This is a genomic window from Bacillus sp. Cr_A10 (genome assembly GCF_029222665.1).
In the GTDB taxonomy this organism is placed as follows: domain Bacteria; phylum Bacillota; class Bacilli; order Bacillales_A; family Planococcaceae; genus Psychrobacillus.
Genome location: NZ_JARHXR010000019.1, coordinates 81686 through 103168 on the forward strand (window position 1 = coordinate 81686; position 21483 = coordinate 103168).

The window sequence follows — 21483 nt, forward strand, 5'->3', positions numbered from 1 at the left end:
ATGGGTCCGCATATTATTGCCATAGCAATTGGTCTAATACTAGACAAAATAATAGGTGACCCGCCAAATTGGCCTCACCCCGTTCGATGGATTGGTAATCTCATTTCAAAGCTTACTGCTTTGCTAAATAGAGGGAATGGACGGAAAGCAAAAGGGTTTTTACTTGTTTTCATCGTAGTAGGAATTACTTTCTTCTTTACAGTAGTTGTTTTAATTGCTGCTTATTCTGTTCACGTAATTGTAGGGATTGCTTTGGAAAGTATATTAATTGCTTCTGGGCTAGCGCAAAAAAGCTTGAAGGATGCTGCGATGGAAGTTTATAAACCATTGGTGGATAAAGATTTACCAGCAGCAAGACAAAAACTTTCGTGGATTGTTGGTCGAGATACTGAAAAATTAGATGAAAAAGAGATCACGCGAGGTGTCGTGGAAACTGTTTCTGAAAATATAAGCGATGGGATCACCGCTCCTCTCTTTTATGCATTTTTATTTGCAGGTGCCCCTGGACTCTGGGCCTATAAGGCAATTAATACATTAGATTCAATGGTCGGGTACAAAAATGAAAAGTACGAGGAGTTCGGTTATGCATCTGCAAAACTTGATGATATTGCAAACTACATTCCAAGTCGCATGACTGGCTATATCATCATGCTTTGGGGTAAGAAAGAAAGCACACTTCCTTTTAAAGAGCGGATGAAAGGATGGTGGCTGGATGCGAAAAAACATCCAAGCCCAAATAGTGGCTATTTGGAAGCTGCGACTGCCTATCAACTTGGAATTCAACTAGGTGGAATAAATACATATAAAGGAATCATTTCTAACCGGGCATTAATGGGTATTGGAGAGATTCCGCTTAACCCTAGTCATATATTAAGTACCATCTCCCATTTAAATACAGCAGTATTTCTATTTTGGCTTTGGTTGATGGTGATTGGAGGAGTTTTACTTGTCATTACCTAATCATGGTGCAAATGCTCATCATCTCTATGAAAGTCTTGGGATTAACATACCTGAAGCAATAATAGATTATAGTGAAAACGTGAACCCTCTAGGACCACCACCTTTTGTTAAAGAGAATTGGGCATCATATGCAAGTTTAATCACTAAATACCCTGATCCACACGGAGAGCCATTTTTATCAGCTGCAGCTACATATCATAAAGTTCCGATCGACCAGGTGATAGTAGGGAATGGGGCTGCTGAAATATTCTCAAGTCTTGCAAAACGGTATGTAAATAAGCGTGCCGTTTTGATCCATCCTACGTTTTCAGAATATGCTGCGACGTTAGCACCCTATCATGTGTACATAAAAGAAATTATTGCAATACAAGCTTTACCTTTAGAGGAAGTATTGGATGAAGTAGAATTTGCAGAAGTTATTTATATTTGCAGACCAAATAATCCTACTGGGTATTTAATTCCTTTAAAAGAAATCATACAAATAGCAGAGTATGCGAAAAGATATAAATGTGAAGTCATTCTAGATGAAGCCTTTCTTGATTTTATCGATGAAAGAGAATCATTTATACCGCATTTAAAAGATTTTTCGAACGTTATCGTTGTTCGTTCGATGACTAAAATGTATGCAATTCCAGGGTTGCGACTTGGCTATGCAATAGCTAGTAAACAAATTATTAAGGAAACTCGTGCAACCATGCCACATTGGAATAGTAATGCCATAGCGACATCGATAGGTGCAGCTTGCCTGAAGGAAGAGGATTATCGACTACAGGCTATTGCATTTGCGAAAGAAATGCGAAAGAAATTTACTATATTTCTTGAAAAATGGCATTGTGTAGTACTTCCATCAAGAACGAATTTTATTTGCTTTCAACTTTCTAATCCTGAACGTTCTATGGAATTTTTTACGTATTTATTAACAAAGGGCTATGTACTTCGGCATACCGAGAACTTTAAAGGTCTGGATGGTAAATGGTTTCGTGTAGGAATGAAGGAAGAAATACACATGGAGCGATTACAGAAGGAGATGAATAAATGGTTCGAGGGAAACTGGTCTTCATAACGGGTGGTGTACGTAGCGGAAAAAGTAGCTTTGCCGAGAAATATTTGATGAATGAGCACGCTAAACGCAACGTGTATGTAGCTTCAGGAGTTGCGATTGATGTAGAAATGAAGAAACGAATTGAACGGCATCAGCAAGATCGCGAAAATTATCCGGTCGAGTGGGTGACCATTGAGCAGCCTCGACACTTCGAGAAAATCCTTTCCCATATCCAAGATGGAGACGGAGTCCTATGGGATTGTGTTACCACCTGGCTTGCCAATGAGCTGTATGAAGGAGACATGGAGTTGATAGAAGAACGTCTCCATGATGCAATTGATCAAGTTGTAGAAAAAGCAAAAGTTATGGTCATTGTTTCAAATGAAGTGTTGGATGAACCGTTATCCAACCATGAAGATGTTATCCTCTATCAAAAGTGGATCGGACAAATTCATCAATGGCTTGTGGCGAAAGCAGATTATGCTTTTGAAATGGAATATGGTTTAAGTCATCAGTGGAAGTGAGGGGTATAAGTGAAAGGACTAATGGTGCAAGGAACCGCTTCAAGTGTAGGGAAAAGCTTAGTATGTACAGCTATTTGCCGATTACTTGCGAACGAAGGAAAACAAGTGGCACCTTTTAAATCACAAAATATGTCCAGTTTAAGCATACAAACGAAAGATGCCCTTGAAATAAGCGTTTCGCAAGCATTACAAGCAAGAGCAGCTAAAACTTCTTATTTGCCTGAGATGAACCCAATATTATTAAAACCAAATGGAAATATGGAAACAGACATTATCGTTTTAGGCGAAAAAGTAAATAAAATGAATGGAATGCTTTATCGTGAACAGTTTTTTGAAGAAGGACGAAAACTTATTAAAACAAGTTTAAAGAAGCTTTCAGATTCCTATGAGTACCTGATTTTGGAGGGTGCTGGAAGTCCTGTCGAAATGAATTTAAGAGATCGAGAATTAGTGAATATGCGCGTTGCTGACTTGGCAGACGTACCTGTACTATTAGTCGCTAATATTGAATATGGTGGAGTGTTTGCTTCCATCGTTGGTACCCTTGCATTGCTACCAGAATCGCAAAGAGCAAGAGTGAAAGGGATTATTATTAATAAGTTTCAAGGAGACATTACACTATTTCAAGATGGAATTGATTTTCTTGAAAATTATACTGGAGTAATGGTTTTAGGTACTGTTCCTTACTTTCCAAATGAATTGGAGGAAGAGGACGGGGTTGAAAAGAGTACGAACGCTGCTTCCGATGAACAAATAGAGGAATGGGCAGCACATTTTCGGAAGCATGTGAAATGGGAAAAAATAGTGGATATATTAGAGGTGGGCAAGTGAATAGTCTTTTATTGGCACTTCAGTTTTTCACAATCATTCCAGTTCATAAAAATTTACCGATAGAAGAGCGGCAAATCTCTGGAATGTATAGCATATTCCCGTGGATTGGTGCGAGTATAGGAGCAATTGCTTGTGTATTACTATCTTTCCAGTGGAGTCCATTAATGACAGGGTTCAGTATTGTTTTTGTTGGAATTCTATTGTCTGGGGGTCTCCATTTGGATGGTTTTATAGATACGTCGGATGCATTTTTTTCCTATAGAGATCGATTGAAAAGGTTTGAGATTCTCGATGATCCAAGGGTTGGAGCATTTGGAGTGATGGCAGTTGTCTTATTAATCGTCGGCAAAGTGATTATTGTTTCAGAAGTATTGGCAGCGGAATCTTTTCATTGGATTTTTGTATTGCTTCTCCCATTTTTCTCAAGAGCAACACTTGCAATGCTTTTTGGGTTAACGCGAAGCGCAAAAGAGAGTGGGCTTGCATATTTTTTTAAGCAGAAGATGAATGTGAAAGTTGTTATTCTAGCGACTGTATGTAATACGTTTATTGGTCTTTTTCTAATTGGATGGATGTCGTCAAGTTGGTTTATTCCCGTTACATTTGCAGCGGTGTTGCTCGTTTTTATTTGCTTGTATCGAAATTGGTCACTTAAAAATTTTGGTGGTGTGACCGGCGATATTCTTGGGGCGAGTGTTGAAATTACGGAGGTGCTATTATGGCTGACGCTTTTACTATTACTCTCATAAGACATTTGCCAACGCAAGGAAACCTAGAGAAAAAGTATATCGGCTGGACGGATGAACCCATTTTAGCCGGAATGAAAACGAAAAAATTATCTCCAGAAATAGAACAAGTTATTGGCAGTGATCTGACACGCTGCAAACAAACAGCAGAATTGTTATTTAAAGAAATTCCTTATAGGACGAATGAAAATCTCCGAGAATGCTCCTTTGGTGATTGGGAAGAAAAAACATATAATGAATTAAAAGAAGATAGATTATATCAAGCATGGCTGGATAACCCTCGGCAAGCAGCACCTCCAAATGGAGAGTCACTTGAAAAGATGGAAGCGCGTGTGCTTCAAGGTTTATATGATGTTATTAGTGAATATGAGAATCCAGTAATTATTACACATGGTGGTCCCATTCGTTTTTTATTAACAAAGTTTGGGAGTGTGGAAAAGAGCTTCTGGGAGTGGAAAGTGCTGCATGGTTGCAGCTATAAAATGCATTGGAATGAAAAGAAAGATGTACTGGAGGGAATGCGGTGCACGTCATTTTCGGTGGAGCATTTAATGGAAAAAGAGCATATGTAGAGCAACTAGTAGAAGATAAAGAAGCACAGTGGTTGGATGCTACAGAGGAATTTCCGATTGTATCTTCAAAAGCTGAAGTTGTAATTGTTTTTGGAGTAGAAAATGTATTAGAAGACAAATTGAATAAGTTATTTGAGCATCTGGAGCAATGGGATCAAAATTTCGAGGTAATTGTTATTGCGACTGAAATTGGGCGAGGCATCGTCCCGATGGAAGCGAGCATGCGTAAACTGCGAGATGACGTCGGAAGATTTTATCAGCAGCTTTTTACAAAGGCAGAACGTGTCACAAGAATTTGGTATGGCATTTCACAAACGATAAAAGGGAGATGATGGAGTTGAAAATTTATACAAAAACAGGTGACAAAGGGCAAACAGGATTAATCGGAGGAAGAACAGATAAAGATGATATTCGAGTGGAAACATATGGGACAATTGATGAAGTAAATTCCTTTATCGGAAAAGCAGTGACAGAGTTGGATTCTACTATTTTTGCGGATATTTTAGAAGACTTAGAAACGATTCAACACGAATTATTCGATTGCGGTGGTGACTTGGCTAACGTATCAAACCGTCGAGTGTATAAAATGACGGATGCACCTATAGAGGCAATGGAAAAACGTATTGATGTACTAGTAGAGGAAGGCCCGGTATTAGAGCGCTTCATTTTACCAGGAGGAACTCCTGCTGCAGCAACGCTTCATATTGCGCGTACTATTACGAGACGAGCTGAGCGCCAAATGGTGACGCTAATGAAAACGGAAGAGGATGTTCCTGCAGTTGTACAACGCTATTTGAATCGTTTATCCGATTATTTATTTGCAGCAGCTAGGGTTGCAAATGCTAGAGAAAATGTGTCTGATGTTGAATATGTGCGTAGTGCAAAAGTATTTAAAAATGTAGGAAGCGTGAAAAAAGAGGAGGCGTAAGAGCGATGAAACTTCGTTTACTTACACTTGCAGCAATGTTTGCAGCCCTATCTACAATAGGTGCATTCGTGAAAATTCCAGTTGGGATTGGAAGTGCTGCACTCGATACGGTTCCGGCATTAGTGTCAGCGGCTTTTCTGCCTCCCGTTTATGCAGGAGCAGCGTCACTGGTTGGACATTTATCTTCGTCGCTGTACGTAGGATTTCCTCTAGGACCGTTGCATATAATCATTGCAGTAGAAATGTTTCTTATTTTATTCGTATTTACGAAGCTACATCAAACTGGCCACTATTTGATGAAATGGGTATTTTTCATCGTTGCCAATAGTTTGCTAGCAACACTTCCATTTTACTGGATCATTTCTCCTGCATTTTTTGCTGGAGCGTTACCTGGAATTACGATTGCAACTATATTAAATGCAGGAATCGCAATGATTGTCTCTCCAGTAGTTGAGCGAGTAATGGAGAGAGTGAGAACGCATGCGTAACGCGGTTTTATTGCCAAATGGGATAGTTTTGACAACTGATAATTCTGCGGGAATCGGAGAAAAAGTGGACGATATCGTTCGTGTGGAAGACGAAATCGTTGCATATTTTGCTACAAGGGTTGCTTTGTTGGAGCAGTGGTCTGCAGATGCACATCCAATCTCCGTTATCGTACACAACTTTACTGGCAATAAAAGCTGGGATAAATATGTTGCAGGAATAGAAAAAGCGTTTCAAGAAATAGAGTGGCCATGCCCAACAATTACTGGAAGTACAGAATCCAATATGGAGACAATGCAATCTGCGATGGCTGTTACGATGATTGGCGAAAAGAGATGGGCCAGTGAATCGGAAATTACATGGTTTGTGTACGGGAAACCATGTGTCGGGCAAGAGGTAGTGGAACATGCAGATAAGATTGCTGATTTAAAAAAGATATGGAATGCGATGGAAAGAGGATTTGTCAAACGAGTTTGGCCGGTCGGTTCTAATGGAATTGCCGGCGAATGCATGCGACTTGGTTTGCGCGGTGAAATAACAGGGTGGGACATAATAAAATCGGCTGGCCCGGCTACTTCTGTATTACTAGGAGTTCCAAGCGAACAAATAAAAGATGCGAAAAATCATTTTGAAAAATATTTTGAAGAGATTCGATGAAAAAAAGGGCTATCTCATACGGAGATAGCTTTTTGTTTGGAGAAATGGTTGCTTTCATCCGAATAGAGTTAGAAATATTGTCTCACATCAACATAACTCTTTATTACGAGAAATGGTCTCGCTTGTAAAGGAATTGGTTGCGGATTGTTGTAAATTGGTCTCGTTGAGTAATCAATTGGTTGCTGTTAGGGAGCAATTGGTCTCGAAGTGCCGTATAGATACTTTTAATGTAAAATAATTCCAGAAGGAATATAAGGCCAGTAGTAATTAACTCTTATCACATCAACATAACTCTTTATTACGAGAAATGGTCTGGCTTGTGAAAGAATTGGTTGCGGATTGGTGTAAATTGGTCTCGTTGATCAATCAAATGGTTGCTATTAGGGAGCAATTGGTCTCGAAGTGTCTTATAATACCTATTAATTGTAAATAATCCCAGGCAAGTTTACATATTCTGAAACATATATTGTACAAGTAGTGACTTGTACAATTTTATTTGTTCACCTAGAATTTCCGAACTACTAAAATAAATTTTCTACTAATTTCGCGCAATTTAGAATAAATAAGTGTTGACTGAATGCTCATTCAGTTTTAATATTAAATTAATTCTTTATAAATCTATTAACCTAATGGTATTCTATCCATGATATCATTTTACATCTTAGAGGGGGAGAATAAGATGAGTCCATTATTAATCGCAAACTGGTTACTGTTCATCGCAGTCACTTTGTATGCAATTGGTTTATTCGTATATCTACTTAGAACGAGGTATGCATATATCAAACTGGGGAAAAAAGTCGAATTTGAAGACAATGTGAAGGAAAGACTTCGCAAAATTTGGGTGTATGTGTTTGGGCAAAAGAAGCTTTTAAAGGATAAGAAAAGTGGAACGATTCACGTTATGTTCTTTTATGGTTTCTTACTTGTTCAGTTTGGAGCAATTGATTTTATTTGGAAAGGGTTAGCGCCAGATTCACATTTACCATTAGGTCCATTGTATCCAGCGTTTACGTTCTTCCAAGAAATTGTGACATTTGTTATTTTAATAGCTGTCTTGTGGGCATTTTACAGACGCTATATTGAAAAATTAGTACGTTTAAAACGCGGTTGGAAAAATGGACTAGTTCTGATTTTCATCGGCGGGTTAATGGTTTCTGTTTTAGTAGGTAATGGTATGGGAATGATTTGGCATGGTCATGAGGCTGTATGGTCAGAGCCAATTGCATCTTCTATTGCACTCCTTTTTGGATTTGTTCCACCGACAGCTGCAGCAGTAGTTTTCTATGCAATGTGGTGGGTACATCTTTTATTCCTACTAACATTCTTAGTATATGTACCGCAATCAAAGCATTTCCACTTGATTACTGGTCCGGCAAACGTATACTTCCACCGCTTAGACAATGTTGGAAAGCTACGTCCAATCAATTTTGAAGAGGAAGAGGACGAAGAAGCAAATGAAGATGAAATGCCTTCATTCGGAGTAGGTCGCATTCAAGATTTTACGCAAGCACAGATGATTGATTTCTACGCATGTGTAGAATGTGGTCGTTGTACAAATATGTGTCCTGCAACGGGAACAGGTAAAATGCTTTCTCCAATGGACTTGATCGTGAAGCTTCGTGATCACTTAACATTAACTGGTGCAGTAGAAACGAAGAAAAAGCCTTGGGTACCTACACTTGCGTTCCAAGGAACAAAAGGTAATCAACTTGCGATGGCTGCTGGGGCAGAAGGAGCAGTAATCGAAGACATTTATAGCCCATCCCTAATTGGAGATGTTATTACAGAAGAGGAAATTTGGGCATGTACAACTTGCCGTAACTGTGAAGATCAATGTCCTGTAATGAATGAGCATGTCGATAAGATTATCGATCTTCGCCGTTATTTAGTAATGACAGAAGGAAAAATGGACGCAGATGCACAACGCGCGATGACAAATATCGAGCGTCAAGGTAATCCATGGGGATTAAATCGTAAAGAAAAAGAAAACTGGAGAGATGCACGTCCAGATATTCATATTCCAACAGTGAAAGAAGTTTCAAAAGCTGGAGAAGAATTTGAGTACTTATTCTGGGTTGGCTCAATGGGATCCTTCGATAACCGTTCACAAAAAATCGCTTTATCGTTTGCACACTTGATGAACGAGGCTGGAGTGAAATTTGCGATTCTTGGTAATAAAGAAAAGAACTCTGGAGACACACCACGTCGCCTAGGGAACGAGTTTTTATTCCAAGAGCTAGCATCGAACAATATTTCAGAATTTGAAAAAGCTGGGGTAACTAAAATAGTAACAATTGACCCACATGCATATAATATCTTTAAAAATGAATATAGTGATTTTGGATGGAATGGAGAAGTTCTTCACCACACAGAAATGCTATACGATTTAGTTCAAGCTGGTCGCTTGAAACCACAATACACAGTAGAAGAAACAATTACATTCCATGATTCTTGTTATTTAGGGCGATACAATGATGTCTATGACGCACCTCGTGAAGTGTTAAAAGCAATTCCAGGAGTGAAATTAGTTGAAATGGATCGTAACCGTGAAAAAGGAATGTGCTGTGGAGCAGGTGGCGGATTGATGTGGATGGAAGAGCATGTTGGAAACAGAGTCAACGTTGCTCGAACAGAACAGGCTTTAGAAGTAAATCCAACGATTATTTCTTCTGGATGTCCTTATTGCTTAACGATGCTCTCAGATGGCACGAAAGCGAAGGAAGTCGAAGAAACAGTTGGAACATACGATATCGCTGAGCTTCTAGAAAAATCTATTTTCGGTGAAATTATGCCATCAGCGGAAGATGAAGAAGTGGCACCAACTGTTCAATAATATTCCCGCTCAATTTAGCAAGTGAGCGTACTTGCACTTCATTGGTAACTCTTGAACTTAAGTCTATTCGCTTCTGTCTCGAGCGGATTGAACAAGACATATTTATATTGCAAATATTTTTATAGTTTCGTAAACTAGAATTAATAGTAAGGGAGTATTTTTACTCCCTTTTTTCTAACATTTCATGTCGAGCGAGCGTTCAGTCAATTAAATTTTTTTATTTTATTTGAAAGCGATTTCATTAAAGTGAGGGGTGGCTATTTTGGTAAAGACAGTTATTTTGGATGGGGCACGTACAGCATTTGGAAAGTTTGGGGGAGCACTGAGTAGTTTAACGGCTTCTGATTTAGGTGGAGTAGCTATTAAAGAGGCACTAACTCGTGCTGGTATAGACGCAGATCAAGTGGATGAAGTCATAATGGGGTCTGTATTACAAGCAGGTCAAGGTCAAATACCTTCGCGACAAGCGGCAACAAAAGCAGGTATTCCTTGGTCTGTTAAAACAGAAACGATTAATAAAGTTTGTGCTTCTGGAATGCGTAGTGTCACGCTTGCGGATCAATTAATTCGTGTAGGTGATGAAGAAATCATCGTGGCAGGTGGAATGGAATCCATGTCTAATGCTCCTTATTATTTACCAAAAGGGAGATTTGGCCTTCGTATGGGGGATGGCCAAATAGTAGATGGAATGGTTTATGACGGACTTTCTTGTTCATTCCATCCAAAAAATGTACACATGGGAACGTACGGAAACTCTACAGCAGAATCTTTTGAATTATCACGTGAGAAGCAAGATGAATGGTCATTTAGAAGTCATGACCGTGCTTTAAAAGCAATCGATAATGGCATTTTAGCAGAGGAAATTGTTTCAGTAGAAATACCTCAACGAAAGGGAGAACCAATCGTTGTTGAGAAGGACGAAGCACCTCGACGTGATACATCTTTAGAGTCACTAGCTAAGCTAAAGCCAGCATTTGGTAGCGAGGGAACGATTACAGCAGGAAATGCACCTGGAGTAAATGACGGGGCATGTGCAATCGTTTTGACAAATGAACAAAAAGCAAAAGTGCTTGGAAAAGAGCCACTTGCATACGTTTTAGGTCATGCAGAGGTAGCGATTGAACCAGAAAACTTCCCACAAACACCTGGTATCGTGATTAATAAATTGTTAGATAAAACAGGGAAAAATCTTGCAGAAATCGATCTATTTGAAATAAATGAAGCTTTTGCTGCTGTAGCATTAGTAAGCAGTGAAATAGCTGGTCTAGATGAAGAAAAAGTAAACGTGAACGGTGGAGCTGTGGCACTTGGACATCCGATTGGAGCATCCGGAGCCCGTATTATTCTTACACTTGCATATGAATTAAAACGCCGTGGTGGTGGGATTGGGATTGCAGCTATTTGTTCCGGTGGTGGTCAAGGCGACGCTATTATGATTGAAGTTCCAAAAACAGGGGGTAAAGACGCATGACAATCCAAAAAGTAATGGTAATTGGAGCAGGGCAAATGGGATCAGGGATTGCTCAAGTTTGTGCACAAGCAGGTTTTAAAGTAAAGCTTAATGACCGTGAGGAACAATTTTACAATCGTGGAATCCAAACGATTACCAAAAACTTGTCACGTAATGTAGAAAAAGGACGAATGACAGAAGAGGAAAAACAAGCGGTACTAAGTAACATTACAAAATCCCTTTCCATTGAGGATGCAAACGATGTGGATATCGTTATCGAAGCAGCTGTTGAAAACATGGAAATCAAGCAATCTATTTTTAAACAACTAGATGAAATCACACCAAAACATGCGATTCTAGCATCAAATACATCCTCTCTACCAATTACAGAAATTGCAGCAGTAACGAATCGCCCTGAGCAAGTAATAGGGATGCATTTTATGAATCCAGTTCCAGTGATGAAACTAGTGGAAATTATTCGTGGTTTAGCAACTTCTGATGAAGTGTATGCAGTGATTGAAGATATGACAAAAAAACTTGGAAAAGTACCTGTTGAAGTAAATGATTTTCCAGGTTTCGTTTCCAATCGAATTCTAATGCCGATGATCAATGAAGCAATTTACACACTATATGAGGGTGTCGCTTCAAAAGAAGCAATCGATGATGTGATGAAAATGGGAATGAACCATCCAATGGGACCACTACAACTTGCAGATTTTATTGGCTTAGATACATGCTTATACATTATGGAAATCTTGCACGAAGGCTTTGGAGATAGTAAGTATCGTCCATGTCCACTACTTAGAAAATACGTCAAAGCAGGTTGGTTAGGGAAGAAGTCAGGCCGTGGCTTCTACATATACGAGTAAGGAGCGTGAATCATGGAATTAACATTCACAGAAGAACAACTTATGATGCGCAATATGGTTCGAGACTTTGCAAAAACGGAAATCGAGCCTTTTATTGAACGAATGGAGCAAGGAGAGTTCCCCCGTGACATTATAAAAAAAATGGGTGAGCTTGGCTTGATGGGAATCACGGTTCCTGAAAAATACGGCGGTTCTGAAATGGATTTTACGAGCTATGTTATAGCGATCAACGAGCTTTCAAAGGTAAGTGCTGTTATAGGTGTGATTCTCTCCGTTCATACATCCGTAGGAACAAGTCCGATACTCTATTTTGGAAATGAAGAGCAAAAGAATAAATACGTACCAAAGCTTGCTTCTGGAGAATCCCTTGGAGCATTTTGTTTAACAGAACCTTCAGCTGGATCGGATGCTGGTGCATTAAAAACAAAAGCAGTGTTGAAGGGCGACCACTATGTTTTGAATGGTTCTAAGGTTTTTATCACAAATGGTGGAGAAGCAGATATTAACATCGTGTTTGCTTCAACAGATACATCCAAAGGGTCAAAAGGCATTACTGCATTCATCGTAGAAAAGGATACACCAGGGTTTATTGTTGGGAAAGATGAAGAGAAAATGGGCTTGCATGGCTCAAGAACAGTCCAACTCACATTTGAAGATATGAAAATACCAGTAGAAAATAGACTGGGTGAAGAGGGCGAAGGTTTTAAAATCGCTATGGCTAATTTAAATACTGGACGTATCGGAATTGCTACGCAAGCATTAGGCATTGCGGAAGCGGCACTGGAGGCGGCGGTAGGATATGCGAAAGAGCGCGTGCAATTTGGTAAACCAATCGCAGCAAATCAAGGTGTTGGCTTTAAGCTTGCGGATATGGCGACAGCAGTAGAGGCAGCAAGGCTTCTTGTTTACCGTTCAGCAAGTCTTCGTGAACAAGGTCTTCCTTGCGGAAAAGAAGCATCAATGGCTAAATTATTCGCATCCAAAACAGCGGTTGACGTTGCAATAGAGGCAGTTCAAGTATTCGGCGGATATGGCTATACAGAAGACTACCCGGTAGAACGTTATTTCCGTGACGCAAAAATTACGGAAATCTACGAGGGAACTAGTGAAATTCAACGAATTGTAATAGGTAAGCATGTGATTAATTAATTTTTTCCTAAAAGTGGAGAGGGGCAATCAAACCCTTCGTATTAGTAACAACTAATTCCACTTCGAGAGCGACTAAATAGAAGCTGAATATAAAAATATACCTAAAAAGGCGGGAAAACAATGAATTTTCAACTATCCGAAGAGCATGAAATGATTCGTAAAATGGTTCGAGACTTTGCAGAAAACGAAGTAGCACCAACTGCTGCAGAGCGCGACGAGGAAGAACGCTTTGATCGTGAAATTTTCGATAAGATGGCTGAGCTTGGCTTAACGGGTATTCCTTGGCCAGAAGAATACGGCGGAATTGGTTCTGATTACCTTGCTTACTGCATCGCCGTAGAAGAGTTATCCAGAGTTTGTGCATCAACAGGAGTAACTCTTTCTGCACACACCTCTCTTGCAGGTTGGCCGATTTTTAAATATGGCAATGAAGAACAAAAACAAAAATATCTTCGTCCAATGGCAGAAGGTACAAAAATTGGTGGATACGGTTTAACAGAGGCAGGTTCAGGATCTGACGCTGGTGGGATGAAAACAACAGCTAAATTAGATGGCGATCATTATGTGCTAAATGGATCTAAAATTTTCATTACGAATGGTGGTATCGCAGACATCTATGTCGTTTTCGCAGTTACTGATCCAACGTCCAAACATAAAGGCACAAGCGCATTTATTGTAGAAGCTGATTTCGAAGGATTCTCTGTTGGGAAAAAAGAAAAGAAACTAGGAATTCGTTCTTCTCCTACAACAGAAATTATTTTTGATAATTGCCGAGTACCAAAAGAAAATCTTCTTGGTGAAGAAGGTGAGGGTTTCATTATCGCGATGAAAACATTGGATGGTGGACGTAATGGTATTGCTGCGCAAGCAGTGGGAATTTCGCAAGGAGCACTTGATGCTGCAGTAGGTTATGCAAAGGAACGTGTTCAATTCGGAAAGCCAATTGTTGCAAATCAAGGTGTATCATTCAAGCTTGCTGATATGGCAACTGCAACAGAGGCATCACGTTTGCTTACGTATCAAGCAGCTTGGTTAGAATCCAACGGGCTTCCTTATGGGAAAGAATCTGCTATGGCGAAATTGATGGCTGGAGATACCGCCATGAAAGTAACAACAGAGGCAGTGCAAGTATTTGGTGGATATGGATATACAAAAGATTACCCGGTTGAACGTTTTATGCGAGATGCAAAAATTACACAAATATACGAGGGCACACAAGAAATTCAACGTCTTGTTATTTCTCGTATGCTAACAAAGTAATCGATGCCTATGGAAAAAAAGCATGAAGTAAAGACTTCGGTGAAAGATGAAAACCTCATTGAAAAAAGACGTCACCAAATGATTCGTGCAGCTGTTACTTTATTCAAAGAGAAAGGCTTTCATCGAGCGACAACGAGAGAAATTGCAAAGGAAGCCGGGTTTAGTATAGGCACCCTGTATGAATACATTCGCACAAAGGAAGATGTCCTCTATTTAGTATGCGATAGTATATACAATGAAGTACATGACAAGCTCTCGCAAATAACGTTGGAGAATGGTACGATAGACGACCTCAAAAATGCTATCCGTCATTATTATGGGGTAATTAATGACATGCAAGATGAGTTCGTTGTCATGTATCAAGAATCCAAATCATTGCCAAAAAACGCACTAGATTACGTATTAAAGAAAGAATTAGAAATGGTTGATATTTTCCATAAAATTCTTAATGGTTGTATACAAACTGGGGAACTGAAATTGACAGATGCCCAAGCAAAACTTTACGCGCATACCCTTGTAGTCCAAGGTCAAATGTGGGCATTTAGAAGATGGGCATTGCGTAAGGAATTTACAATTGAACAATTTACGGAACTACAAATAGAATTTGTACTAAATGGGATGGGGAAATAAGAAAAGCGCAAGCGCCTAGAGTCTAGACATTAAGACTAATTCAAACAAAGGGGGAACTACATGTCTACTGTAGAAGTATATCGTCCAAAAAATCATGTCCGTTTTGTATCAGCATCGAGTCTATTTGATGGACATGATGCGTCGATTAATATTATGCGACGTATTTTACAAGCTAGCGGAGCGGAAGTAATCCACTTAGGTCATAACCGTTCGGTAGAAGAAGTGGTGAATGCTGCGATTCAAGAGGATGTTCAAGGGATAGCCATATCTTCCTATCAAGGAGGACATGTTGAGTATTTTAAATATATGAAGGATTTACTCGTAGAACGTGGTGCGCCTCATATTCGTATATTTGGCGGTGGCGGCGGAGTAATCATTCCGAAAGAAATAAAAGAACTGCAAGAATACGGTATATCGGGTATTTTCTCTCCAGAGGATGGCCGTAAACTTGGCCTTCAAGGTATGATCAATCAAATGCTTATGGAATGTGATGTTCCGACGAAAGCTTCAGGAGCAAAAGACGAGATTTCCGAAGTATCTACGGAGAAACCGGAAGTGCTAGCTCATTTGATTACATTAGCGGAGGAAGCACATCAAACAAGTGATGCTGAAGCAAAAGAAATGCTAGAACAAGCGAAAGCTTTATCAAAAGGTACACCAGTGTTAGGTATCACGGGTACTGGTGGGGCAGGGAAAAGTTCATTAACAGACGAATTAATTCGCCGATTCCTACACGAATTACCGGATAAAAAGATTGCCGTTCTATCCATTGACCCGACGAAACAAAAGACTGGTGGGGCACTGCTAGGTGACCGTATCCGAATGAATGCTATTTTCAATAAACGTGTATTTATGCGTAGTTTGGCAACACGTGGATCTCGTACAGAATTATCTGGTGCGATTGCAGATGTGCTTGATGTTGTTAAAGTAGCGGGCTTTGATTTAATAATTGTAGAAACAAGTGGTATCGGGCAAGGGGATGCAGAAATCACTAATGTATCAGACGTTTCTATGTATGTAATGACAAGTGAATTTGGTGCACCATCTCAATTAGAAAAGATTGATATGATTGATTACGCAGATTTGATTGTTATCAATAAATTCGAACGAAAAGGTTCAGAAGACGCACTTCGTCAAGTACAAAAACAATATCAACGCAGCCGTGAATTATGGCACGATGATTTGGACACAATGCCTGTTTACGGGACGATTGCTAGCCAATTTAATGATAAAGGCACCAATTCTTTATTTGCAGCTTTAGTTGCTGTGATGAATGAAAAAACTGGCACCAACTGGGAGACAACCTACGAGCAATTTGTGAAAACTCAAAAGCAAAATGTAATAATTCCAAATGATCGTCGCTATTATTTACGTGAAATCACAGATACTGTTCGTGGATATCATAAAAAATCCGAGGAACAAGTAGCTTTTGCTAGAAGATTATTCCAATTAGAAGGTGCAATAGAAGCAGTAAAAGAAAAAGCGGCAGATGATGCATTAGTTCACTCACTAGAATCATTAGCTAACGGTGTTCGTGACGAACTTACTGCTGAATCAAAACGTATACTGGAGAACTGGGCAGCTCTAAAAGAAGCATATGCTGGTGATGAATTCATAACTAAAATCCGTGATAAGGAAATACGCACGATTCTTCGTACAGAAAGCTTATCAGGGCTGAAAATACCAAAAGTTGTACTTCCGAAATTCGTTGATTTTGGTGAAATTTTAAGATGGGTTTACAAAGAAAATGTACCCGGCTCATTCCCATATACAGCTGGAGTTTTCCCATTCAAAAGAGAAGGGGAAGATCCAAAGAGACAATTTGCAGGAGAGGGAACACCAGAACGTACGAACCGTCGCTTTCATTATTTATCTAAAGATGACGATGCAAAACGTCTTTCTACTGCATTTGACTCGGTAACATTGTATGGTGAAGACCCAGATCATCGACCTGATATTTATGGGAAAGTCGGCGAATCTGGCGTAAGCATTTGTACGTTAGAGGATATGAAAAAGCTATATGACGGGTTTGATTTATGTGCACCATCAACCTCCGTATCAATGACAATTAATGGCCCAGCACCAATCATTTTGGCAATGTTTATGAATACAGCAATTGATCAGCAAGTTCGCCTTCGCGAGGAGGAACTTGGACGCACTCTAACTGTGGAAGAATTTACAGAAGTAAAAGCTGCGACACTCCAAGTAGTTCGAGGTACCGTTCAGGCAGATATATTAAAAGAAGACCAAGGTCAAAACACATGTATTTTCTCTACTGAATTTGCTTTACGTATGATGGGGGATATTCAACAATACTTTATTGACCATAAGGTTCGTAACTACTATTCCGTTTCTATTTCTGGATACCATATTGCAGAAGCTGGAGCGAATCCAATTTCTCAGCTGGCATTCACATTATCAAATGGCTTTACTTATGTGGAGTACTATTTGAGTCGTGGTATGAATATAGATGATTTTGCACCAAACTTATCTTTCTTCTTCTCAAATGGGTTGGATCCAGAGTACACAGTTATCGGACGTGTTGCCCGTCGTATTTGGGCAGTTGTGATGCGTGATAAATACGGTGCAAATGACCGTAGTCAAAAGTTAAAATATCACGTCCAAACATCTGGTAGAAGTCTACATGCGCAAGAAATTGACTTTAATGATATTCGAACAACTTTACAGGCGTTGATGGCACTTCAGGATAACTGTAACTCACTTCATACTAATGCTTATGATGAAGCAATTACAACACCGACGGAGGAATCCGTTCGTCGAGCAATGGCGATTCAAATGATTATTACAAAAGAACATGGATTATCAAAAAATGAAAATCCATTACAAGGTGCATTTATTGTAGAAGAACTAACAGACCTAGTAGAAGAAGCAGTTCTTTCAGAATTTGATCGTATAAATGACCGCGGTGGGGTTCTTGGAGCAATGGAAACGCAATACCAACGTGGAAAAATTCAAGAAGAATCTATGTACTATGAAATGAAAAAACACACGGGCGAACTTCCGATCATCGGTGTGAACACATACTTAAATCCGAATCCTGCTTCTGAAGAGGATATCGATAATATGGAACTAGCACGTGCAACAAAGGAAGAAAAAGAAACTCAAATAATGAACCTTCGAAGCTTCCAAAAGAAAAATGAGTTAGAAGCTACTGAAGCTCTTAATCGTCTAAAGCAAGTAGCAATGACAGGTGGCAACATCTTCGAGGAGCTTATGACAACTGTCCAAAAAGCAAGTCTTGGGCAAATTACGAACGCTCTTTACGAGGTGGGCGGCCAGTATCGAAGAAACATGTAAAAAAAATAAGTGTTCCGATCAGATATCGGAACACTTTTTTCCTTTTATTTTGTATAATGGAACTATTAAGTAGTGAGGGAGATATGGAATGAAAACCCCAATACACATAATGATTATGATAATATTCCTATTACTAACCATTCTCCTTTATAATAAACAACTGGGAGCTATTCCATTACTATTACTTTCGTTTTATTTATTCGCCTTAGCTTTTAATAAATTATTCCTTTTCAAAAAGAATAAATGAATGTAGCATATAACATACTTGTTTGTATATAATGGGAAGTATGCAAACGGACATAGAAAGGACGTGCACGATTTGAATTTTCGTGAAATGACAACAGCACAATTACAAGAAGAATCGTTAATAGATTTAGGATTTGCGATTTTAGAAGATAAGAAAAACTCTTTAACTTTATCTGAACTTTTTAGTGAAATCCAAAAACTTAATGGTTTAACAGATGAAGAAATGGCAGCTCGCAAACCTCAATTTTATACAGATATGAATATTGATGGACGCTTTTTAGCTACTGCAGAAAATCAATGGGGACTAAGAGAATGGTATCCTGTAGAACAAATTGAAGAAGAGACTGCTCCTACTGTTAAAGTCCGTAAAAAGAAAGCTAAAGTTTCAGACGATGACGATTTAGATCTAGAATTAGAAGAAGATGAAATTATCTTCGAAGAAGAATTCGATGAATTTATCGAAGACGATGATGAGGATGAAGACGAAGATGACGATGATCCAGTAATTGATTTCGTAGGAGAAATCGATGAAGTGATCGAAGAGGATATAATCGACGAAGAAGATGATGAATTTGATATCATCGATGACGAAGAGTTGGAAGATGAAGAATTAGAAGACGAAGAAGAATAATTCTTGACTTCTATACGCAAACGCTATAAGATTTTATTGGGCTCTTTTTAAAGAGACATTACTCATGTGCATATGCGCTCCCCTGCCAAAAGCAGGTGGGGCGCTTTTTGTTATTTTATAACCTTATTCACCTAGTCCTACTGAATAAGGTTATAGCCTAAGGCGAATGCTACAGATTATGTAAAGAAAAAATCATTGGGCTCGGTGCAATGTTATATGTTATCATCTTTACTTGAGTGTAAAATCTGAGCTTAAAAGACCAAGGCGAAATAGATACTATATTAGGAGGAACAAGCATGACTAAATTTATTTTTGTTACTGGTGGGGTTGTATCTTCACTAGGTAAAGGAATTACGGCTGCATCTTTAGGTCGTTTATTAAAAAACAGAGGATTAAACGTAACAATTCAAAAATTTGATCCTTACATCAACTTAGATCCAGGGACTATGAGCCCGTATCAGCATGGAGAAGTTTTTGTAACTGACGATGGGGCAGAGACAGATTTAGATTTGGGTCATTACGAGCGTTTTATTGACATTAATTTAAATAAATACTCAAATATCACTACTGGGAAAGTATATTCTTCTGTACTAAGAAAAGAACGCCGTGGCGATTACAATGGTGGAACAGTACAAGTAATCCCACATATTACAAACGAAATTAAAAATCGTTTATTCTTAGCTGCAAAAGAAACACATGCGGATATTGTTATCACTGAAATTGGTGGAACAGTAGGAGATATCGAATCACTACCTTTCTTAGAAACAATCCGTCAAATGAAACGTGATGTTGGCAGTAACAACGTAATGTACATTCACTGTACACTAGTTCCATTTATAAAAGCTGCCGGTGAAATGAAAACAAAACCAACGCAACATAGTGTGAAAGAGTTACGTAGTCTAGGTATTCAACCAAATGTCATTGTTGTTCGCTCAGAGATGCCAGTTCCTCAAGATATGAAAGATAAAATTGCTCTTTTCTGTGACATTAAACCAGAAGAAGTAATCGAATGTATTGATGCGGATTCATTATATGAAATTCCATTAAATCTTCAAGCGCAACATTTAGATCAAATTGTTGTGGATCATTTCCAACTTACTACGAAAGAAGCAGATATGACAGATTGGATAGCACTTGTTGATCAAGTGAAATCTTTATCTAAAAAAGTTCGCATAGGGTTAGTTGGTAAATATGTAGAGCTTCAAGATGCATACATTTCAGTAGTAGAAGCAATGAAACATGCTGGCTACAAATTTGATGCAGATGTAGAAGTGAAATGGGTGAATGCGGAAGAAGTGAACGATGCAAATGTTGCAGAAATTCTTTCAGATGTAGATGGCATCCTTGTTCCTGGTGGATTTGGAGACCGCGGCGTAGAAGGAAAAATTGCAGCTACACGATTTGCTCGTGAAAACAATGTACCATTCTTAGGTATTTGCTTAGGAATGCAATTAGCAACAGTTGAATTTGCTCGTAACATATTAGAACTTGAAGGAGCTCACTCAACTGAACTAGATCCAAAAACTCCACATTCTATTATTGATTTATTGCCAGAGCAAAAAGACGTAGAGGATTTAGGTGGAACACTTCGTCTAGGATTATATCCATGTAAATTAACTCCTGGTTCTAAAGCACATGATGCATACGGAGAAGAACTTGTATACGAACGTCACCGTCACCGTTATGAATTCAATAACGAATACCGTGAACAATTTGAAGCAGCAGGATTTATGTTCTCTGGTACAAGCCCAGATGGTCGTCTAATCGAAATCATCGAGCTACCAGATCATCCATTTTTCGTAGCTTCTCAGTTCCATCCGGAATTTGTGTCACGTCCACAACGTCCACAACCATTATTCCGTGAGTTCATCAAAGCATCCGTAGGAGAATAAAAAAGAAAAAGCAGTTCGACTTGTCGAACTGCTTTTCTATTTGGAATAAAACGGCTAAGAGCGACCAATATCGGTGTGAGAGACCCACTGAGCGAGACCAATTCTCGACTAAAAGCAACCAATTCCATCGCAAGCGCAACCATTTCTCACAATAAAGAGTTTACTTCACTTGAGAAATGGATTTATTATGCGGGAACGCGGTAATTAGGAATTATATGGCAAAGAGCGACCAATCTAAGTGTGAGAGCAACCAATTACCCAATGAGCGAGACCAATTCTCGTCTGAAAGCAACCAATTTCATCATAAGAGCGACCATTTCACAATATAGAGTTTACTTCTCTTGAGAAATGGGCCTGGTCACTAGGTATTAAATGGAAATGAGCGATCAATCTAAGTGTGAGAGCAACCAATTACACAATGACCGAGACCAATTCTCGACTGAAAGCAACCAATTCCAT

The 21483-nt window shown here is 39.1% G+C and carries 19 protein-coding genes; all 19 read left to right on the forward strand.

Features of this window, described 5'->3' with window-relative positions; translation table 11 throughout:
• A complete protein-coding gene (gene cbiB, locus P2Q73_RS16710) occupies positions 1-960 on the forward strand; it encodes an adenosylcobinamide-phosphate synthase CbiB (protein ID WP_056828103.1) in 960 nt (319 codons plus the stop codon).
• The gene (locus tag P2Q73_RS16715; RefSeq protein ID WP_275789230.1) at positions 947-2023 is read left to right on the forward strand and encodes a pyridoxal phosphate-dependent aminotransferase; all 1077 of its coding nucleotides are present in this window, start codon (positions 947-949) and stop codon (positions 2021-2023) included. The genes cbiB and P2Q73_RS16715 overlap by 14 nt, the downstream gene beginning before the upstream one ends.
• On the forward strand, positions 1996-2526 hold the full coding sequence (locus P2Q73_RS16720; RefSeq protein WP_275789232.1) for a bifunctional adenosylcobinamide kinase/adenosylcobinamide-phosphate guanylyltransferase: 531 nt from the start codon (positions 1996-1998) through the stop codon (positions 2524-2526). The genes P2Q73_RS16715 and P2Q73_RS16720 overlap by 28 nt, the downstream gene beginning before the upstream one ends.
• 9 nt (positions 2527-2535) lie before the next feature.
• On the forward strand, positions 2536-3357 hold the full coding sequence (locus P2Q73_RS16725; protein ID WP_275789234.1) for a cobyric acid synthase: 822 nt from the start codon (positions 2536-2538) through the stop codon (positions 3355-3357).
• Positions 3318-4106, forward strand: a complete 789-nt coding sequence (gene cobS, locus P2Q73_RS16730) for an adenosylcobinamide-GDP ribazoletransferase (protein WP_275789236.1) — start codon at positions 3318-3320, stop codon at positions 4104-4106. Before P2Q73_RS16725 ends, cobS begins: the two co-directional genes overlap by 40 nt.
• Positions 4076-4675 (forward strand): histidine phosphatase family protein, encoded by a 600-nt coding sequence (locus P2Q73_RS16735; protein ID WP_275789238.1) that lies wholly within the window; start codon positions 4076-4078, stop codon positions 4673-4675. Before cobS ends, P2Q73_RS16735 begins: the two co-directional genes overlap by 31 nt.
• Entirely contained in the window at positions 4627-5007 is a 381-nt protein-coding gene (locus P2Q73_RS16740; RefSeq protein WP_275789240.1) for a bifunctional adenosylcobinamide kinase/adenosylcobinamide-phosphate guanylyltransferase, read from the forward strand. Before P2Q73_RS16735 ends, P2Q73_RS16740 begins: the two co-directional genes overlap by 49 nt.
• A 5-nt stretch (positions 5008-5012) precedes the next feature.
• Positions 5013-5603 (forward strand): cob(I)yrinic acid a,c-diamide adenosyltransferase, encoded by a 591-nt coding sequence (locus tag P2Q73_RS16745; protein WP_056829098.1) that lies wholly within the window; start codon positions 5013-5015, stop codon positions 5601-5603.
• 5 nt (positions 5604-5608) lie between these two features.
• Positions 5609-6091, forward strand: a complete 483-nt coding sequence (locus P2Q73_RS16750; RefSeq protein WP_275789243.1) for an ECF transporter S component — start codon at positions 5609-5611, stop codon at positions 6089-6091.
• Positions 6084-6746, forward strand: coding sequence for a hypothetical protein (locus P2Q73_RS16755; RefSeq protein ID WP_275789245.1), 663 nt, complete (start codon positions 6084-6086; stop codon positions 6744-6746). The genes P2Q73_RS16750 and P2Q73_RS16755 overlap by 8 nt, the downstream gene beginning before the upstream one ends.
• Before the next feature lie 679 nt (positions 6747-7425).
• Entirely contained in the window at positions 7426-9579 is a 2154-nt protein-coding gene (locus tag P2Q73_RS16760) for a (Fe-S)-binding protein (protein WP_275789247.1), read from the forward strand.
• Positions 9580-9841: 262 nt separating this feature from the next.
• The gene (locus tag P2Q73_RS16765; RefSeq protein WP_275789249.1) at positions 9842-11050 is read left to right on the forward strand and encodes an acetyl-CoA C-acetyltransferase; all 1209 of its coding nucleotides are present in this window, start codon (positions 9842-9844) and stop codon (positions 11048-11050) included.
• Positions 11047-11898 carry a 3-hydroxybutyryl-CoA dehydrogenase gene (locus P2Q73_RS16770; RefSeq protein ID WP_275789251.1) on the forward strand — a complete coding sequence of 284 codons (852 nt, stop codon included), beginning with the start codon at positions 11047-11049 and terminating at the stop codon, positions 11896-11898. Before P2Q73_RS16765 ends, P2Q73_RS16770 begins: the two co-directional genes overlap by 4 nt.
• 12 nt (positions 11899-11910) lie before the next feature.
• A complete protein-coding gene (locus P2Q73_RS16775) occupies positions 11911-13047 on the forward strand; it encodes an acyl-CoA dehydrogenase (RefSeq protein ID WP_275789253.1) in 1137 nt (378 codons plus the stop codon).
• 120 nt (positions 13048-13167) lie between these two features.
• Positions 13168-14307, forward strand: coding sequence for an acyl-CoA dehydrogenase (locus P2Q73_RS16780; RefSeq protein WP_275789255.1), 1140 nt, complete (start codon positions 13168-13170; stop codon positions 14305-14307).
• Positions 14308-14316: 9 nt separating this feature from the next.
• Positions 14317-14937, forward strand: coding sequence for a TetR/AcrR family transcriptional regulator (locus P2Q73_RS16785; protein ID WP_053590546.1), 621 nt, complete (start codon positions 14317-14319; stop codon positions 14935-14937).
• Positions 14938-14997: 60 nt separating this feature from the next.
• Positions 14998-18255 (forward strand): fused isobutyryl-CoA mutase/GTPase IcmF, encoded by a 3258-nt coding sequence (icmF, locus tag P2Q73_RS16790; RefSeq protein WP_275789258.1) that lies wholly within the window; start codon positions 14998-15000, stop codon positions 18253-18255.
• A 319-nt stretch (positions 18256-18574) separates the two neighbouring features.
• Positions 18575-19132, forward strand: coding sequence for a DNA-directed RNA polymerase subunit delta (rpoE, locus tag P2Q73_RS16795; protein WP_172794299.1), 558 nt, complete (start codon positions 18575-18577; stop codon positions 19130-19132).
• Between the two features lie 296 nt (positions 19133-19428).
• A complete protein-coding gene (locus tag P2Q73_RS16800) occupies positions 19429-21024 on the forward strand; it encodes a CTP synthase (RefSeq protein WP_275789260.1) in 1596 nt (531 codons plus the stop codon).
• Positions 21025-21483: the final 459 nt, after the last annotated feature.

Coding starts and splice junctions, on each gene's coding strand:
- cbiB (WP_056828103.1), top strand. CDS start 1: ATGGGTCCGCATATTATTGCCATAGCAATTGGTCTAATACTAGACAAA.
- P2Q73_RS16720 (WP_275789232.1), top strand. CDS start 1,996: ATGGTTCGAGGGAAACTGGTCTTCATAACGGGTGGTGTACGTAGCGGA.
- cobS (WP_275789236.1), top strand. CDS start 3,318: ATGGGAAAAAATAGTGGATATATTAGAGGTGGGCAAGTGAATAGTCTT.
- P2Q73_RS16735 (WP_275789238.1), top strand. CDS start 4,076: ATGGCTGACGCTTTTACTATTACTCTCATAAGACATTTGCCAACGCAA.
- P2Q73_RS16750 (WP_275789243.1), top strand. CDS start 5,609: ATGAAACTTCGTTTACTTACACTTGCAGCAATGTTTGCAGCCCTATCT.
- P2Q73_RS16755 (WP_275789245.1), top strand. CDS start 6,084: ATGCGTAACGCGGTTTTATTGCCAAATGGGATAGTTTTGACAACTGAT.
- P2Q73_RS16760 (WP_275789247.1), top strand. CDS start 7,426: ATGAGTCCATTATTAATCGCAAACTGGTTACTGTTCATCGCAGTCACT.
- P2Q73_RS16770 (WP_275789251.1), top strand. CDS start 11,047: ATGACAATCCAAAAAGTAATGGTAATTGGAGCAGGGCAAATGGGATCA.
- P2Q73_RS16775 (WP_275789253.1), top strand. CDS start 11,911: ATGGAATTAACATTCACAGAAGAACAACTTATGATGCGCAATATGGTT.
- P2Q73_RS16780 (WP_275789255.1), top strand. CDS start 13,168: ATGAATTTTCAACTATCCGAAGAGCATGAAATGATTCGTAAAATGGTT.
- P2Q73_RS16785 (WP_053590546.1), top strand. CDS start 14,317: ATGGAAAAAAAGCATGAAGTAAAGACTTCGGTGAAAGATGAAAACCTC.
- icmF (WP_275789258.1), top strand. CDS start 14,998: ATGTCTACTGTAGAAGTATATCGTCCAAAAAATCATGTCCGTTTTGTA.
- P2Q73_RS16800 (WP_275789260.1), top strand. CDS start 19,429: ATGACTAAATTTATTTTTGTTACTGGTGGGGTTGTATCTTCACTAGGT.